Origin of the sequence: Alkalicoccus saliphilus (assembly GCF_003044065.1) — a bacterium.
Lineage (GTDB): Bacteria > Bacillota > Bacilli > Bacillales > Salisediminibacteriaceae > Alkalicoccus > Alkalicoccus saliphilus.
Window position 1 is genome coordinate 139,305 of record NZ_PZJJ01000002.1, and the last position, 14,942, is coordinate 154,246.

The window sequence follows — 14,942 nt, forward strand, 5'->3', positions numbered from 1 at the left end:
TCGGCGGCAAAATGCCGGCAGGTTGCACAGCAGTGGTATTTGGAAGTCATCTGTTTCCCTCCTGCAGCTTTGTCGTAATTAAATGATGGGGAAGGATTGCATGGACACCTTTCACCCCGTTAACTACCTGCGTAATATGAAGGTCTGCTGCAGCGCTGGCCAGTGCTGCAGCTTCCTGAGGTTTTAATCCGTACCGTCTGGAGATTTTTTCAATAAGATCTCCGAGAGCACTGGAAGCAGCAGTATTCAAATCCTTATCAAATCCAAAAGTAAGGAGCCCGGATGCAGTTTCTGCATAAGGTTGAGTGATTTCCATGTTTTTATGGAGTGTTACTTCGACTTCCACCTCATCCATGGGACATTCCACTGCTGTACCGCTTACTTCGCCATCTCCCTGTGCTGCATGCCCGTCCCCTAAGTAAAGAGCCCCTCCGCTTACGGCGACAGGAAGAAAGAGGCGGGAACCTTCTGTTAACTGCCTGCAGTCAATGTTTCCGCCTGTAAAGTACGGCGGTGGTGTAGGATATAGGGTATTCCCTGAAGGCTGGAGCCCGATCAGCCCTAAAAACGGCCGGAGAGGGATAGTATATCTGCTGTTTCCAAACGAAGCAGAGGCTGTATTGCAGTTTCTGTCCAGCAACCAGTCCACTTGAATACGTTCACTGCCGGTAAGGTGCATAGCTTCATTCTGCCAGTTAAAGGCCCCGCCGGCCCAGTTGCGGCCGTACCATCCGGGAACAAGTCGTTTTATATGAATTTCCACTGTCATACCGGGTTCAGCTTCTTTAATGTATACGGGTCCTATGACGGGGTGCTTTGGATCAGATTCCTCTGATGCGGGGTGATAGGTTTGGTATGGTTCACCTTCTTTTCTGCTGTATCCCCATTCTATATCAGGAGTAGTGGTTTTCAGCGTATCCCCGGAGTCAATAACTGCCGCTGGTGTATAGGTGGAGCTGAAAGAGCCCCGGAGATTTATGGACTGCAGAGGAAGAACGTGGGTTGTCATTGAGCATCATCCTTTGATTAAATTCTTTGTTCGTCTTTTTGTGATATCCAGCAGGACTGAAACAGCCGCCTGCGGAGGAAAAGTATTTTTTAGGAACCGTTGAACAACCAGGTTTCAAAACAGGGGCGACAAAAAAGAACGTTTTCTAAGATGATGCCACAGCTTTGCTTAAAAAGACAGAGAATTATTTGTAATGCCCGCCAATACGGGAGGCTCTTTCCTCTGCCTGGCCCGATTTAAGAAGGGAGGAGGCCCGGATTACTGCAGTTGCACCATACTTTTCCTTCAATTTATCCATAGTATAGCCAATCTGGTGACGACTGCTTTTTTCGTTAACATCTTCAAGAAGACTCAGCTGCAGGGTATCATCAGGAGTAAGTGATGAGAGTGAGACATGAACACGGCGGACGGGATGATGCTTCCACTGATTCTGGACGATGCCGGCTGCTGTTTCAAATACTTCCATTGTTATGCTTGTTGCCTCGTCTCGGGTGCTGGATCTGTGAAAGCTTCCGTTCTTTCCGCTGAAAGCTACAGAGATTGTTTTTCCTGCCAGATGGAGTTTTCGTGCCCGCCGGCATATTTCTTCGCACAGTTCGAGAAGGACGGTATGAAGATCCTGCTTATGAATATAGTCGAAAGGCAGGGTCATTCCGCTTCCGATAGCTTTACGACCTTCTAGTGTTTCGGTGGAAACGGGAGAGTAGTCAACTCCACGGGCATTCATCCAAAGCACCTGCCCGTGGACACCCCATTCTTTTCGAACGGCTTCTGCGTCCATGGCAGCAAAATCTCCTATAGTCTGGATTCCCCTTGCCCGGAGATGGATGCTCATTTTCCGGCCACACCGGAATAAATCCTCAATTGGAAGCGGCCAAAGTTTATCAGAGAGCTGATTCAGAGTTAAAGCATCAACACCATTGGCATTTTTTTTGGCAAAAAGATCACATGCCATTTTGGCAAGAACTTTATTGGTGCCAATGCCAAGACGTGCCCGGATACCCAGTTCTTTATCAATCAGCTCCTGTACTTTTTGTGCAGTTTCCCAGACATCACCGAACAGATGCATAGAACCCGTGACGTCCATGAACTGTTCATCAATACTGTAGGGTTCCACCAGCTCAGTAAACGTTTCAAGAAAACGCGTGATCTGAATGGAGTAATTCAGGTAATCTTCCATGTGGGGAGGAGTAACTGTGAGATGCGGACATTTCATTCGGGCCTCCCGGAGTCTTTCCCCATTTTTCACTCCTGCTCTTTTTGCAAGAGGACATGCGGCAAGAATAACTCCGGACGGGCGTGAAGGATCCCCGGATACAACGAGAGGGGTGGAAGGGGAATATCCGTGCAGCTGCTGTTCGACGGATACGAAAAAGGACTGCATGTCCACTAAAAAAATAATCTTTTCCACTGCCGCCACCTTCTTTCCGGTAATGTTCGTAGTATTTCTCAGCAGATGCAGTAACTTTCAAAAACAGGGTCCGGCTTTAACACCGCTGATAATTTAATAAAGGCTTCTTTTATAATAGCGGAGAGGATTAAAAGGGTCAAGAACACTTGTTCTTATTCCGGTGCTGATTGGGGATTATCTTTTCTGTTATAGGAGGGAAAGCTGTCAGCTTGGAAAGTTACAGGAGAAACTGTTTTAAACAAAAAAAGCTCTCACGATAGTTTCAGCCGTGAGAGCATTCGGTAATTAGTGTGGACACGTTTACAGAGAGTTTTACTCGGAAACGCACTTGGAAAATTTTTGATTATTACACATTCTCGGTGAAAAAACGCCTTACGCCTTTAACCTGCAGCTGCTCAAATGGAGCCCGTCCTCCGACGGATAGATCCAGAGCCTGCTTCACATGGAGCCTGTTATTCACATAAATGACTGCTCCATCGACATCGATGCGTTTATAATTTTCTTTGTTTTCCGGTTCCCCCAGTGAAATATCATGGTCGATCAGAATTCGCTTATTCTTAATAAGCCCCGGAAAAACGAAAGGGTCTATTACTACTGTACCACCTTGCTTGTGCAGCCATTGACGTGTACGGTTGCTCATACGGATATCCATGTGCTCATCCCTCCAAATTCAATAAATATAGTAGAGCTGAAAAGAAAAAGGCGGACCCTGTTCGTCCAGCTCGATGTCAACGGAAAAACAAGACGAATCAAGTTCTTCTTCACCAAATTTAAACTGAAATCCTTTACACGTAAATGAATCTAAGTACCTAAAAATAGTCTGCGGTCAATAGATATAAGGTTCTTTTAAGTGGATAAAAAAGTAATTTTCAATTTTATCCCAATGTGCCGGGAATGCGCTCGTCGTGCGGATCAGAGATTAACAGTCATAAAGGAGTGAAAAAATTATGAAAAAAACAACATTAGGCAGGTCAACTATTCAAACTGGAGAAATCGCCCTCGGATGTATGAGGATGAGCCGGCTCAGCCTGAATGAAGCAGAAGCCGTTGTGAAAAATGCGTTGGAACTTGGAATCAATTTATTTGATCATGCAGACATTTATGGAAAAGGCCGGTCAGAGGAGGTGTTCGGAAAAGCTGTGAATCTGCGTTCATCCATCCGTGATAAAATAATTATTCAAAGCAAATGCGGTATCAGAGAAGGTTTTTATGATTTTTCAGAGCAGCACATTATACAATCTGCCGAAAGCAGCCTTCAAAGGCTTGGGACTGACTATCTGGACGTGCTGCTTCTGCATCGGCCGGATGTATTGATGGAACCGGAAGAAACAGCGGCAGCCTTCCGGAAACTGAAAGCCTCAGGGAAAGTAAAACATTTTGGGATCAGCAATCACAATCCTGCGCAGATAGAACTGCTGAGTACATGCCTCGAAGAAGATCTGATCATCAATCAAATGCAGCTGAGCCTCGTGCATACTCCTATGATTGACCACGGTTTTAACGTAAACATGGCCGGAAGAGAAGCAGTAAACCGGGACGGTCAAACGATTGAATATATGCGCAGAAACAATATGACGCTTCAAGCCTGGTCGCCCTTCCAGCATGGAATGATTGAAGGCTCGTTCCTGGGAAACGGGAAATTTCCTGATATTAACGAGAAGCTTAACGAAATGGCCGAAGTAAAACAAGTTTCGGTTGAAGCTCTCGCTGCGGCGTGGCTTCTCCGACTTCCAATGAGTATTCAGCCGGTGGTCGGAACGATGAACATTAATAGACTGAAGAAAATTTCACAAGCATCCAATGTCAGCCTGAGCCGTCAGGAATGGTACAGTCTGTACCGGGCTGCAGGAAATAATCTTCCATAATATTTTATACAGGGGGTGGCAGCTATCATCCGGGGATCCTTATTTATGCTGCTCGTAGTAATGTTTTATGCAGGAAATATTCTTACAGGAAAAGCTATTAATGATCTTCCTCCATTCACTATAGCTTTCTTCCGGCTGCTTCTGGCATTCCTTATTCTTCTGCCGCTTGCATGGGGATCTTTCTGGAAAGCCCGCACCTTGTTCTGGGAATGGAGGAGGCCTTTTTTCTGGATGACCCTCAGCGGGGTAACTTTTTTTAACACATTCATATATGGTTCCCTCCAGTTCACTTCGGCTTCCAATGTCGCGATTCTGGAAACACTCATTCCTGTAGTCACTATTATTCTTGCAGCTTCAATATTGAAAGAAAAACTCAGCAAAATACAGTGGGGGGGAGTGGTTCTTTCTTTTTTAGGAGCAGTATGGGTCGTAGTTGATGGAAGAATTCTCGACCTGGGGTCTATAGACTGGAACCCGGGGGACGCTATTATGATAGGTGCCATAGCATGCTGGTCAGTTTACTCACTGCTTGTGAAAAGTTATATGCACCTGTTTCCTCCACTTGCAGCTATTTTCGTTATGAATGCAGTTTCTATTATTATCCTTCTGCCATTTGTAGCAGGGGAGTGGTTCCTGTTAGGTATGCCTCCGCTTCTTACAGAAGAAGCTGTGACCGGGATTATCTACTTGGGAATTTTCCCGTCTGTCGTCGCTCTTCTGCTTTTTAACAGAGCAGTACACCTGTTGGGGGCCTCAATGTCATCCATCTTCCTAAACCTTCTGCCTGTTTTTACGATGGCAGGAGCAGCATTATGGCTGGGGGAAGCAATCACAATCCACCAGGTGACGGGCGCTCTGCTTGTAATGGCAGGAGTTTGGATAACTACCCAGCTCCGGCCTTCCTCAAAAGAAATTTAGAAAAAAGGGTATCTTTTTCCTGAAGTATATACTATACTAAGAATTAGCTTATTGAGGTTCGGCTATGAAAGTAAGATGAAGAACTTAAGAAAGTTTCTCTTGCACAAGTAAAAGAACAGCTCAACTAAGTAATAAAAACAGCGGTTCCAATAACCGCGCAGGAGGATTTAAGCATGACTCAAGGTACAGTAAAATGGTTTAACGCAGAAAAAGGTTTCGGTTTCATCGAGGTAGAAGGACAGGACGACGTATTCGTACACTTCTCCGCGATCCAGGAAGAAGGATTTAAGACTCTTGAAGAAGGTCAATCCGTAAACTTTGAAGTCGAGCAGGGTCAGCGTGGACCACAGGCTGCCAACGTTACAAAGGCGTAACACCCTTTATAGCTTGTTTTCCGGTCAAATCGGAAAAAGCAGCATGTACTGCAGCATTACAACTTAAAACATCAACTTATTGAGATTTGGATATAAAAGTGAAATGAAGAACTTAGTAAAAGTTCCTCTTGCACGAATAAAAGAACAGCTCAATTAAGTAATAAATCAGCGGCAGAAGCCGCGCAGGAGGAATATAGTATGACACAAGGTACAGTAAAATGGTTTAACGCAGAAAAAGGTTTCGGTTTCATCGAGGTAGAAGGACAGGACGATGTATTCGTACACTTCTCCGCTATTCAGGAAGAAGGCTTCAAGACACTAGAAGAAGGCCAGACTGTTAACTTTGAAGTCGAGCAGGGTCAGCGTGGACCACAGGCTGCCAACGTTACAAAGGCGTAACACCCTTTACAACATGTTTTCCGGTCAATCCGGAAACAGCAGCATCACAATTTAAAACATCAGCTTATTGAGGTTCAGTTATGAAAGTAAGATGAAGAACTTAGTAAAAGTTCCTCTTGCACGAATAAAAGAACAGCTCAATTAAGTAATAAATCAGCGGCAAAAGCCGCGCAGGAGGAATATAGTATGACACAAGGTACAGTAAAATGGTTTAACGCAGAAAAAGGTTTCGGTTTCATCGAGGTAGAAGGACAGGACGATGTATTCGTACACTTCTCCGCTATTCAGGAAGAAGGCTTCAAGACACTAGAAGAAGGCCAGACTGTTAACTTTGAAATCGAGCAGGGCCAGCGTGGACCACAGGCTGCCAACGTTCAAAAAGCGTAACTTTTATAACGAAAGCCCCCGGTTATACCGGTGGGCTTTTTTTTATTGCTTCTATTATATATGTTAAGGAGGAAACACAACTTGAACATTAAGAAATATCAGGTTACCACGTTTCTGCACTTTGAGTGCGGAAGACATAAGAGAAACATAATTATTATATTCAATAGCTCAATCAACTTTAGTTATTACCTATGTAGAAAAGTATTTTCGTTTCATAGAGAACACCCCGTCGTGGAGGATAAACCGGCTGGTACTGTGTCTGTGGGATCTTCCAACTTCTTTTCCAATAACTGGTTTACACTTCGTTTTCAAATCGATCATAAGGTTAAGCTCCTGTTTATCATGAAAAATTTCACCGCTCATAAATTGAATACCAAATGTTTTTTAACATATCTGCATCTAAAGAAAATTTAAAGATACACCCAGAGGTAAGGAAATCCGTAAATTTTCTCCGTCTCAGGTGCAAAGAGCCATCTACACGCTGCATATATATTTAAACTTATTACTTTAGAAGATTACAGCTGCACGTGAGCCAGCAGGAGATGACAATCAGAGATAGAGACGTGATTTGGAATCCACGAATATTAAGTAGTCAAAACTTCTAAAGGCCGGCTCTCATCTCCGTCCACATTCTTCATTCTGGGTATATCTAAGCGAACTTCTATGAGTCATTTACCACGGCATTAAATATTTGAGCAATATGAATGAAAAGTATCGAAAGAAATAAAACACACATTTTACAAACGAAGTACTTCCTGCCTCTGAAGTTAGCAGATGCGCTGAAAGAACAATTTTACGTCTCCTCGAAAAATGTGTGAGCAACAGACAAAGTTTGGAAAACTAAAAAATTGTGGGAACACAACCTAAACGTAATACATTTAGGTTTAATAGTACATCCGTTTTCGTTTCCTTATTTTTGTAATGTTAATATTAAAAATTGACAACTTAAAATAAAGACTGTTGGTTAATATCTTTTCAGCGCATAATTAATTCTTACAACTGGAAATAATTTAGTTTGAATTTGTGCCGGTATTCCCCACTTTACTCCATCATAAAGAGAAAGTACTCAAATATCTATTGACCGACTACAGAATATATATGCATAAAAAACCTGTTTATTAAATATTATTTAAAGAAAACTTAACCTTTTTCGCCATTGTTCTTTTTAAAGAACAATGGCGAAAAAGGTTAAGAACATCATAAGTTCTTCATAAAGAAATTATGATGTTTAAAATTATGTAATATGCAAAATTTTTCTAAAAGTTAGCTTGACTTGTTCGTTATTAAGAATTAAGATGGTCATATAACTTATATAAAGAACATTTGATTATTTTTGTTCGTTATAAACTAAAAAAGTTTTAAAACATCTATATTTTTTTAAATGATTTGTGCGTTATTGAGAATTTAATTGTGTAACGACCACTGGAGTGGCTGCTCCTCCTGTATCAACAGCAGCACTCGTTCATGCTGTGGGTATCAAGTATACCTTAGACGCTGGTCGTCGAAAGTATGGAGTGAGGGTGGGTTAAATGCCCATTTCTTTTTTTCTTCTAAAATGTCTGGTTGAGGACCCTTTAGCAGAGAAAGAGAATTATAAAGAAAGCGAGGGCTTATTATGACTTACCGTAAACGCTTTGGGATGTTTACATTGTTGGATACATTAATAATTATTGCAGCTTTTTCTTCAAGTTTTATTATTGTGGATGTTGCCGGTATTCTCTTCAGCATGACTTTTTGGATATCCGTCTTTATTATTTTAATCAGCTATTACATGAGTGCTTTCTATTTTCGCATGAACAGGAAAGCCTGGGAGTATGCCAGTATCGGGGAACTGAAAAATATCGTAAAAACCCTAACAGCCGCTGTTGTCTTAAATGGAATTATTCAGATGGCTGTTTTTTCCTATGTTCTGTACCGGGTGCTTTTCGTAACTTGGATACTAATGATACTTGGGATTGGGGGAGCAAGGTTTTTTAGAAGATATCGTAACGAATCAACTTACAGAAAAAAACTTGGCAGAAAGAAAACAATGATAATCGGTGCGGGATCAGCAGGAATGATGCTCGCGAGACAGCTTTCACAAAGCAGGGGATGTGAACTGGATCCGGTAGTTTTCATTGATGACGATCCATATAAGCAGCAGCTCGATATTCTATCACTTCCAGTAGCCGGGAATACGGAGCAAATACCTGAACTGGCAAAAATTTATGAAGTGGAAAGAATTATTATAGCTATTCCTTCCATGGAAAGAAAAAAACTGCACGATATTTATGAAATCTGCTTAAAGACAGGTATAAAAACACAGGTGCTTCCGATGATTGAAGATCTTGTAACAGGAAAACTTTCTGTTACCCAGCTGAGAGATGTGTCTCCAGAAGATCTCCTCGGCAGGGAGGAAGTGGAGCTGGATCATAAACATATTAAAACGTCTATGAGGGGAAAGACAGTGATGGTAACAGGAGCAGGCGGTTCAATCGGATCGGAGCTCTGCAGGCAGATTGTAAAGTATAAACCTGCCAGACTGATACTTCTCGGTCATGGGGAGAACAGTATTTATCATATTCAGATGGAACTCATGAAACATAAACCGGAAACTATCCTGACCCCTTTGATAGCAGATATTCAGGATAGGATTAGAATACATGAAGTCATGGAAGAATGGAAACCAGATCAAGTATATCATGCAGCAGCACATAAACATGTTCCTCTTATGGAAGAAAATCCTCAGGAAGCTGTTAAAAATAATACAATCGGCTCACTGAATGTGGCAGAAGCTGCTGATGCCGCCGGTGTTAAAACTGTGGTGATGGTTTCCACTGACAAAGCAGTGAATCCGACAAGTGTCATGGGGGCTTCAAAACGTCTGGCAGAAATGCTGATACATCACTTAAACAGCCGCAGTTCAACAATATACACAGTAGTACGCTTTGGAAATGTGCTTGGAAGCAATGGAAGTGTTATACCTTTGTTTAAAAAACAGATTGACCAGGGCGGTCCGGTAACTGTTACCCACCCTGAAATGGTCCGTTATTTTATGACTATTCCGGAAGCTTCCCGCCTCGTGCTTCAGGCAGGGACGATGGCGAAAGGCGGAGAGACCTTTGTTTTGGATATGGGAGAACCGGTTAAAATCGTTGACCTTGCAAAAAATCTTATTACTCTAAGCGGATATACTATGGATGAAATACCAATTCAATTCACTGGTATGAGGCCGGGAGAAAAGCTGTATGAAGAACTTCTTAATGAAGAGGAAATACATGATGAACAAATATTCCCGAAAATTTATTTAGGAAGGGCTTCGACGCTGCCACTTGAAGAAATAGAAAATCTGTTGTCGGACTTTACGGCTCTGGAAAAGGAGCAGCTGAGAAACATCATGCTGGAGCTCACGAACCGCCGCATTGTAGCAGTAGGTGAGTCTACGACGGCATAATGATAGGAAGTTTTATTGAAAGAAGGAAGGGGAGTTACGAATGGCAGTTCTGCCAAAAAGAAAAATTTTATTATCACCGCCCCACATGTCAGGTAAAGAAGAAAACTACATTGCAGAAGCATTTCAAACCAATTGGATTGCTCCGGTAGGACCGCATATTGATGCCTTTGAAGAAGAAATGAGCCTTTATCTTAAAGCGCCGGGTGCAGTAGCAGTGTCATCCGGCACAGCTGCAATACATCTAGCATTGGATGTGCTCGGAGTGAAAGCGGGGGATACAGTTTTTTGTTCTTCATTAACATTTGTAGCAAGTGCGAATCCGATATTATATCAGGGAGCAGAACCGGTTTTTATTGATTCGGAACCAGAATCCTGGAACATGTCCCCACAGGCGCTTAAGCGTGCTATGGAGCAGGCTGACAAAAACAATCGGCTGCCTAAAGCTGTAATAGTAGTACATCTTTATGGTCAAAGTGCAAAAATGGAAGAAATTATGCAAATTTGCCAGTCGTACGAGATTCCTGTGATCGAAGATGCGGCAGAATCACTGGGTGCTGGATATAAGGGGATTCCAACAGGAACCATTGGAGATTTTGGTATATATTCTTTTAACGGAAATAAAATCATTACTACTTCCGGTGGTGGAATGCTTACAGCCAAAAAGAAAAAACATTTGGAAAAGGCAAAATTTCTTGCGCAACAGGCAAAAGATCCCGCTGCGTATTATCAGCACAGCCGGAAAGGGTATAACTACCGAATGAGTAATGTTCTGGCAGGCATTGGCAGGGCTCAGCTTCTGGTATTGGAAGAAAGAGTAGAACAGAAGCGTTTTCTATTCAAACGCTATAAAGAAGCTCTGGAAGGGAGAGGCTACAGTTTCATGAATGAGTACGAAGGCTCCTATTCCTGCCGCTGGCTGACAACAGCTCAAGTACCGTATAAAACAGCTCCTTCAGAAATCGTAAGCTATCTTGAGAAATTTGACATAGAAACAAGAAGAATATGGAAGCCGCTGCATATGCAGCCCCTGTTTGCAGGATGCAGCTATTACTCTCACATCCCTCATAACAATACTTCGGAAATGCTGTTTCATACAGGTATATGCATACCTTCAGGAACAAATTTAACAGGAGAAGAGCAGCTGTTTGTGATAGAAAAACTTGAGGAAGCTGTAAAGGCAAATAATGTACGGGTATCTGAAATATCCAATTTAAAGTAAAGAGGGAATGACCATGATTGGAGCAAATATAACACAGCTTCGGAGGCAGAAAGGCATGACGCTGACTGAGTTGGCCGAAAAAGCCAATATATCCAAATCCAACTTAAGTAATATTGAAAGAAATATAAATACCAATCCATCTATTCGAGTGCTTGAAAGGCTTGCAGAAGTACTTGATACCGACGTGGTTACTCTACTGGGAATGGGAGAGGAAGATAATACACAGGATTATTATGAAGAATTTTTGCAAAGACTGCGGGAATTGAATCTAACAAGAGAAGAGCTTGAAGAATACGAACGGGTGCTCGAATTTATCGAATGGAAAAAGAAGAAAAGCAGAACCTAAAAATAGGGCCTGTTAAAACGAGGAACGGAATTAGGAGAGTGAAAGAAAATGATGAAAAGAATGCTGGATGTAACTGGTTCCCTGTTTCTGTTACTCATCTTTTTACCGGTGATTATAATAACTGCAGTAATGATAAGGAAAACGATGGGAAGTCCGGTGCTGTTCAAGCAGATTCGTCCAGGAAAAGATGAAACTCTTTTCACTTTGTACAAATTCCGTACAATGGCGGACCTTCGAGATGCCAAAGGTAATATGCTTGATGATCATGAAAGAGTGACGAGAACGGGGACACTGCTCCGCAAATTCAGCATAGATGAGCTTCCCCAGCTCTGGAACGTCCTGAAGGGCGATATGAGTTTTGTAGGACCGAGGCCTCTGCTTCCGGAGTACCTGCCAAGATATTCGCCGGAACAAAGAAAGAGACATTTTGTAAAGCCGGGTATTACAGGGTGGGCCCAGGTCAGCGGAAGAAATAATATCACCTGGGAACAAAAATTTTCCTGTGATATTTACTACGTAGAAAACCAAAGTTTGTTATTTGATGTAAAAATTTTACTTCTAACTGTCTGGAAGGTGTTAAAAAGAGAGGGAGTAGACACGATGGGAGAAGGCGGATTATTTATGGGTAGTGAAGCACCCCGGGCCTCAAATAAGTAAGCTGCTCCAAATGTCTTTAGAATACTGACATATATAAAGGAGGATATAATGAAGTCCCCAATCGACTTAATAGAAATACTGAATATGCTAAAAAGAAGGCTCCGCCTGATTATAGTTTTAACCTTTTCTATTACTGCCTTAACAGGAATCGTCAGCTATTTTCTAATAACTCCTGTATACGAAACCTCTACACAAATTCTTGTAAATCAGCCTCCTTCCGAGGGAGAAGTTTTTACTTCAACGGAACTGGAAACGAGCCGGGAGTTGATAGAAACCTACAACATGATAATTACTTCTCCCCGGATTCTGGACCCTGCATTGGAGCAGTTGTCAATAGACCGTACTAGAAATGAACTGAGCAGTCAGATAACTGTCAGCGGAGAAGGAGAGTCCCAGGTACTGAGAATCACGGTAGAAGACAGCAGTCAGTCTGCAGCAGTTGAAATAGCCAATACGGTAGCCGCAGTTTTTCAGGAGGAAATCTCCCAGATAATGAACATTGATAATGTGTCAACGCTTGCAGTGGCAGAGGCTCACGAGAATCCCTCTCCAGTAAGTCCTAATACTGCTTTAAATATGGGGACTGCTTTTATTTTAGCACTTGGACTTGGGGTTGGTATTTCTATGCTTCTCGAATTTCTGGACAATACGATAAAATCGGAAGCAGAAATTGAAACAGAACTCCACATCCCTGTATTAGGATCAATATCTGCCACGAGCGTGGAGGCTGCCCCGGATTTAAAAGTTCTGCATCATGCAAAGAAGAAACCACGAGGAAGTGAAACATATGGCGCTTAATAAGTTTAGGAGTAATAAAAAATTTAAGAAAAGATTTCTTTTAACAGAGCTGGAAAAACATTCTCCAACAGCAGAACAGTTCCGCACCCTGCGAACTAATATGCAGTTTATTCAAATAGATAAGCGGTTGAAAACAATTGTTGTTACCTCTCCTTTACCTGGAGAAGGAAAATCGACTACAGCCGCAAACTTGAGTATTGTGCTGGCTCAACAGGAAAAGAGAGTTTTATTAATTGATACAGATCTTCGGAAACCATCCGTGCACCACACTTTTAAGTTGTCAAACAGTACCGGCTTCACTAATGTAGTGACGAATCAGGTGGGGATTAAAAATGCCGTAAAGCGTACATCCCTCGCTAATCTATTTATTCTTACCTCCGGACCTCTGCCGCCGAACCCAAGTGAACTTCTGGCTTCAAACCGCATGAAAAGATTTTTAGAGGAAATTAAAAAGCAGTATGATTATATAATTTTTGATGCTCCGCCGGTCAATGCGGTAACAGACGGATTAATACTGGCCAGTTATGTGGATGGGACTATCCTGGTTATTAGAAATGGAAAGACAGAAATAGACCCGGCAAAAAAAGCAGTGAATGCTGTAAAGAAAGTAGAAGGAAATCTCTTGGGAGCAGTATTGAATGATTGTCCAGAAGTCAACAGTCATTATTCATATTATTATGAGAAAGAGTAATTATCGAAGAAGGAAAGCAGAGGGATCACCATGAAAATACTTGTGCTGGCAAACGATCTAACCGGATTATACAGCTTTCGCAGGGAACTGCTCAAGAAATTAGCTGAAAACCATGAAGTCATCTGTGCACTGCCGGAAGATGGAAGCAGTGAAAAATTAAAAGATATAGGCTGTGGTTTTATTGATATAACGATTAATAAACGAGGGATAAACCCGGTAAAAGATGCCCTGCTGTTAAGAAAATATACGGCACTGTTCAAACAAATAAAACCGGAAGCAGTCCTAACCTACACAACAAAACCTAACATCTATGGCGGGCTCGTAAGCAGGATGTTTAATGTTCCCTATATTTCCAATATAACCGGACTAGGCTCAGCGGTAGAAAAAGAAGGGTGGCTACAAAAGCTGCTGCTGACTATGTACAGGTCAGCACTAAAAAAATCTGCCTGTGTTTTTTTTCAAAACGAAATGAATAGAAAAATGATGATTGAGAAAAAGATTGTTCAAACAAGATACAGAATGATCCCGGGATCAGGGGTTAATCTTGAACATTTTCAGCCGCTCAAATATCCGGATACAAGCACAATCAATTTCTTATTTGTAGGTAGAATAATTAAAGAAAAAGGGATTGATCAATACTTTGACGCCGCAGAATATTTAAAAGAAAAATATCCTTACTTGAATTTCCATATGGTAGGGCATCTGATCGAAGGAGAGCCCTCTAGATTAAAAGAGTTAATAAACAAAGGGGTAATTAACTTTCATGGCCCTCAGGAGGATGTTAGAAAGTTTTATTCGTTCACCCACTGCACGATTCATCCAACATATTATCCCGAAGGAATGTCCAATGTACTGCTGGAGAGCGCAGCTTCGGCCCGGCCGGCAATTGCTACAGACCGTCCTGGATGCAGAGAAATCATTGAAAATCATTTAAATGGATTTTTGATTAAAGAACAGGACAGCAGTGATTTAATAGAAAAAATTGAAAAATTTCTTTCATTGAATTTCGAAGAAAAACAAAAATTAGGGAGATTTGGAAGAAAAAAAGTAGAAAGAGAATTTGACCGCTGCAAAATAATCACTGCCTATACAGAAGAAATTGGAAACATAAAAAACAAGAGAGAAACCTCGAAGAACAGGCTTTCCAACATGAAAAAATCAACTTCTTAAAAGGAACCTTTACTATAAGCAGCAATGATTATTCTCAATAAAGAACTCTGTTAATACTCTATTATATACAGATATCGAATTGAAACGGTAAAAAATTATAATTGCAATTTATTATCTCCTGCCGCTTCCACTCATTTATATTTTAAGCGGATAAAGGCGTGTTTTAATTTTGCTTATATAAAAAAACAGCATTTGAAAACTGAAAAGGTTATTTAAGTTTCTCCATATAGAAGCAAATGTGAGGACGACCGATAATAAGTTTCTT

At 41.6% G+C, this 14,942-nt stretch carries 16 protein-coding genes; 12 read left to right on the forward strand and 4 right to left on the reverse strand.

All coding sequences use genetic code 11. The features are described 5' to 3' along the window. Nucleotides 1–46 precede the first annotated feature (46 nt). From C6Y45_RS02240 to C6Y45_RS02250, 3 genes are all read right to left on the reverse strand, one after another. Entirely contained in the window at nt 47–1,009 is a 963-nt protein-coding gene (locus C6Y45_RS02240) for an acetamidase/formamidase family protein (RefSeq protein ID WP_107583398.1), read from the reverse strand. Between the two features lie 184 nt (nt 1,010–1,193). Then, nucleotides 1,194–2,420, reverse strand: coding sequence for a DNA polymerase IV (locus C6Y45_RS02245; protein ID WP_107583399.1), 1,227 nt, complete (start codon nt 2,418–2,420; stop codon nt 1,194–1,196). Between the two features lie 346 nt (nt 2,421–2,766). Beyond that, the gene (locus C6Y45_RS02250) at nt 2,767–3,072 is read right to left on the reverse strand and encodes a CC/Se motif family (seleno)protein (RefSeq protein ID WP_107583400.1); all 306 of its coding nucleotides are present in this window, start codon (nt 3,070–3,072) and stop codon (nt 2,767–2,769) included. Nucleotides 3,073–3,367: 295 nt separating this feature from the next. Between C6Y45_RS02250 and C6Y45_RS02255 the strand changes: the two genes are divergently transcribed. From C6Y45_RS02255 to C6Y45_RS02275, 5 genes are all read left to right on the forward strand, one after another. Continuing rightward, the gene (locus C6Y45_RS02255) at nt 3,368–4,285 is read left to right on the forward strand and encodes an aldo/keto reductase (RefSeq protein WP_107583401.1); all 918 of its coding nucleotides are present in this window, start codon (nt 3,368–3,370) and stop codon (nt 4,283–4,285) included. Nucleotides 4,286–4,300: 15 nt separating this feature from the next. Further along, nucleotides 4,301–5,203: a DMT family transporter gene (locus tag C6Y45_RS02260; protein WP_342752412.1), complete on the forward strand. Its 903-nt coding sequence runs from the start codon at nt 4,301–4,303 to the stop codon at nt 5,201–5,203. 173 nt (nt 5,204–5,376) lie between these two features. Then, a complete protein-coding gene (locus tag C6Y45_RS02265; RefSeq protein ID WP_107583403.1) occupies nt 5,377–5,577 on the forward strand; it encodes a cold-shock protein in 201 nt (66 codons plus the stop codon). A gap of 198 nt (nt 5,578–5,775) precedes the next feature. After that, complete coding sequence (locus C6Y45_RS02270) at nt 5,776–5,976, forward strand: cold-shock protein (RefSeq protein WP_107583404.1); 201 nt, start codon at nt 5,776–5,778, stop codon at nt 5,974–5,976. Between the two features lie 186 nt (nt 5,977–6,162). Continuing rightward, nucleotides 6,163–6,363 carry a cold-shock protein gene (locus tag C6Y45_RS02275; protein ID WP_107583405.1) on the forward strand — a complete coding sequence of 67 codons (201 nt, stop codon included), beginning with the start codon at nt 6,163–6,165 and terminating at the stop codon, nt 6,361–6,363. A gap of 189 nt (nt 6,364–6,552) precedes the next feature. Here the strand turns inward: C6Y45_RS02275 and C6Y45_RS18040 are convergent, their stop codons facing one another. After that, nucleotides 6,553–6,684, reverse strand: a complete 132-nt coding sequence (locus C6Y45_RS18040; protein ID WP_281260570.1) for a hypothetical protein — start codon at nt 6,682–6,684, stop codon at nt 6,553–6,555. 1,294 nt (nt 6,685–7,978) lie between these two features. Between C6Y45_RS18040 and C6Y45_RS02285 the strand changes: the two genes are divergently transcribed. From C6Y45_RS02285 to C6Y45_RS02315, 7 genes are read left to right on the forward strand one after another with little or no spacing between them, the layout of a single operon-like run. After that, nucleotides 7,979–9,796, forward strand: coding sequence for a nucleoside-diphosphate sugar epimerase/dehydratase (locus C6Y45_RS02285; RefSeq protein ID WP_107583407.1), 1,818 nt, complete (start codon nt 7,979–7,981; stop codon nt 9,794–9,796). A 40-nt stretch (nt 9,797–9,836) separates the two neighbouring features. Beyond that, nucleotides 9,837–11,015 (forward strand): aminotransferase class I/II-fold pyridoxal phosphate-dependent enzyme, encoded by a 1,179-nt coding sequence (locus tag C6Y45_RS02290; RefSeq protein WP_107583408.1) that lies wholly within the window; start codon nt 9,837–9,839, stop codon nt 11,013–11,015. A 55-nt stretch (nt 11,016–11,070) separates the two neighbouring features. After that, entirely contained in the window at nt 11,071–11,361 is a 291-nt protein-coding gene (locus tag C6Y45_RS02295; protein ID WP_245922482.1) for a helix-turn-helix domain-containing protein, read from the forward strand. A 51-nt stretch (nt 11,362–11,412) separates the two neighbouring features. Beyond that, on the forward strand, nt 11,413–12,018 hold the full coding sequence (locus tag C6Y45_RS02300; RefSeq protein ID WP_107583504.1) for a sugar transferase: 606 nt from the start codon (nt 11,413–11,415) through the stop codon (nt 12,016–12,018). 48 nt (nt 12,019–12,066) lie between these two features. After that, nucleotides 12,067–12,816 carry a YveK family protein gene (locus C6Y45_RS02305; RefSeq protein ID WP_107583410.1) on the forward strand — a complete coding sequence of 250 codons (750 nt, stop codon included), beginning with the start codon at nt 12,067–12,069 and terminating at the stop codon, nt 12,814–12,816. Continuing rightward, entirely contained in the window at nt 12,806–13,507 is a 702-nt protein-coding gene (locus C6Y45_RS02310) for a CpsD/CapB family tyrosine-protein kinase (RefSeq protein WP_107583411.1), read from the forward strand. Before C6Y45_RS02305 ends, C6Y45_RS02310 begins: the two co-directional genes overlap by 11 nt. 30 nt (nt 13,508–13,537) lie before the next feature. Next, on the forward strand, nt 13,538–14,677 hold the full coding sequence (locus tag C6Y45_RS02315) for a glycosyltransferase family 4 protein (protein WP_107583412.1): 1,140 nt from the start codon (nt 13,538–13,540) through the stop codon (nt 14,675–14,677). Nucleotides 14,678–14,942: the final 265 nt, after the last annotated feature.

Excerpts from the sequence above, each read along its gene's own strand:
- C6Y45_RS02240 (WP_107583398.1), bottom strand. The coding sequence starts at position 1,009 with ATGACAACCCACGTTCTTCCTCTGCAGTCCATAAATCTCCGGGGCTCT.
- C6Y45_RS02250 (WP_107583400.1), bottom strand. The coding sequence starts at position 3,072 with ATGGATATCCGTATGAGCAACCGTACACGTCAATGGCTGCACAAGCAA.
- C6Y45_RS02255 (WP_107583401.1), top strand. The coding sequence starts at position 3,368 with ATGAAAAAAACAACATTAGGCAGGTCAACTATTCAAACTGGAGAAATC.
- C6Y45_RS02265 (WP_107583403.1), top strand. The coding sequence starts at position 5,377 with ATGACTCAAGGTACAGTAAAATGGTTTAACGCAGAAAAAGGTTTCGGT.
- C6Y45_RS02270 (WP_107583404.1), top strand. The coding sequence starts at position 5,776 with ATGACACAAGGTACAGTAAAATGGTTTAACGCAGAAAAAGGTTTCGGT.
- C6Y45_RS02275 (WP_107583405.1), top strand. The coding sequence starts at position 6,163 with ATGACACAAGGTACAGTAAAATGGTTTAACGCAGAAAAAGGTTTCGGT.
- C6Y45_RS18040 (WP_281260570.1), bottom strand. The coding sequence starts at position 6,684 with ATGATCGATTTGAAAACGAAGTGTAAACCAGTTATTGGAAAAGAAGTT.
- C6Y45_RS02285 (WP_107583407.1), top strand. The coding sequence starts at position 7,979 with ATGACTTACCGTAAACGCTTTGGGATGTTTACATTGTTGGATACATTA.
- C6Y45_RS02290 (WP_107583408.1), top strand. The coding sequence starts at position 9,837 with ATGGCAGTTCTGCCAAAAAGAAAAATTTTATTATCACCGCCCCACATG.
- C6Y45_RS02295 (WP_245922482.1), top strand. The coding sequence starts at position 11,071 with ATGACGCTGACTGAGTTGGCCGAAAAAGCCAATATATCCAAATCCAAC.
- C6Y45_RS02300 (WP_107583504.1), top strand. The coding sequence starts at position 11,413 with ATGAAAAGAATGCTGGATGTAACTGGTTCCCTGTTTCTGTTACTCATC.
- C6Y45_RS02305 (WP_107583410.1), top strand. The coding sequence starts at position 12,067 with ATGAAGTCCCCAATCGACTTAATAGAAATACTGAATATGCTAAAAAGA.
- C6Y45_RS02310 (WP_107583411.1), top strand. The coding sequence starts at position 12,806 with ATGGCGCTTAATAAGTTTAGGAGTAATAAAAAATTTAAGAAAAGATTT.
- C6Y45_RS02315 (WP_107583412.1), top strand. The coding sequence starts at position 13,538 with ATGAAAATACTTGTGCTGGCAAACGATCTAACCGGATTATACAGCTTT.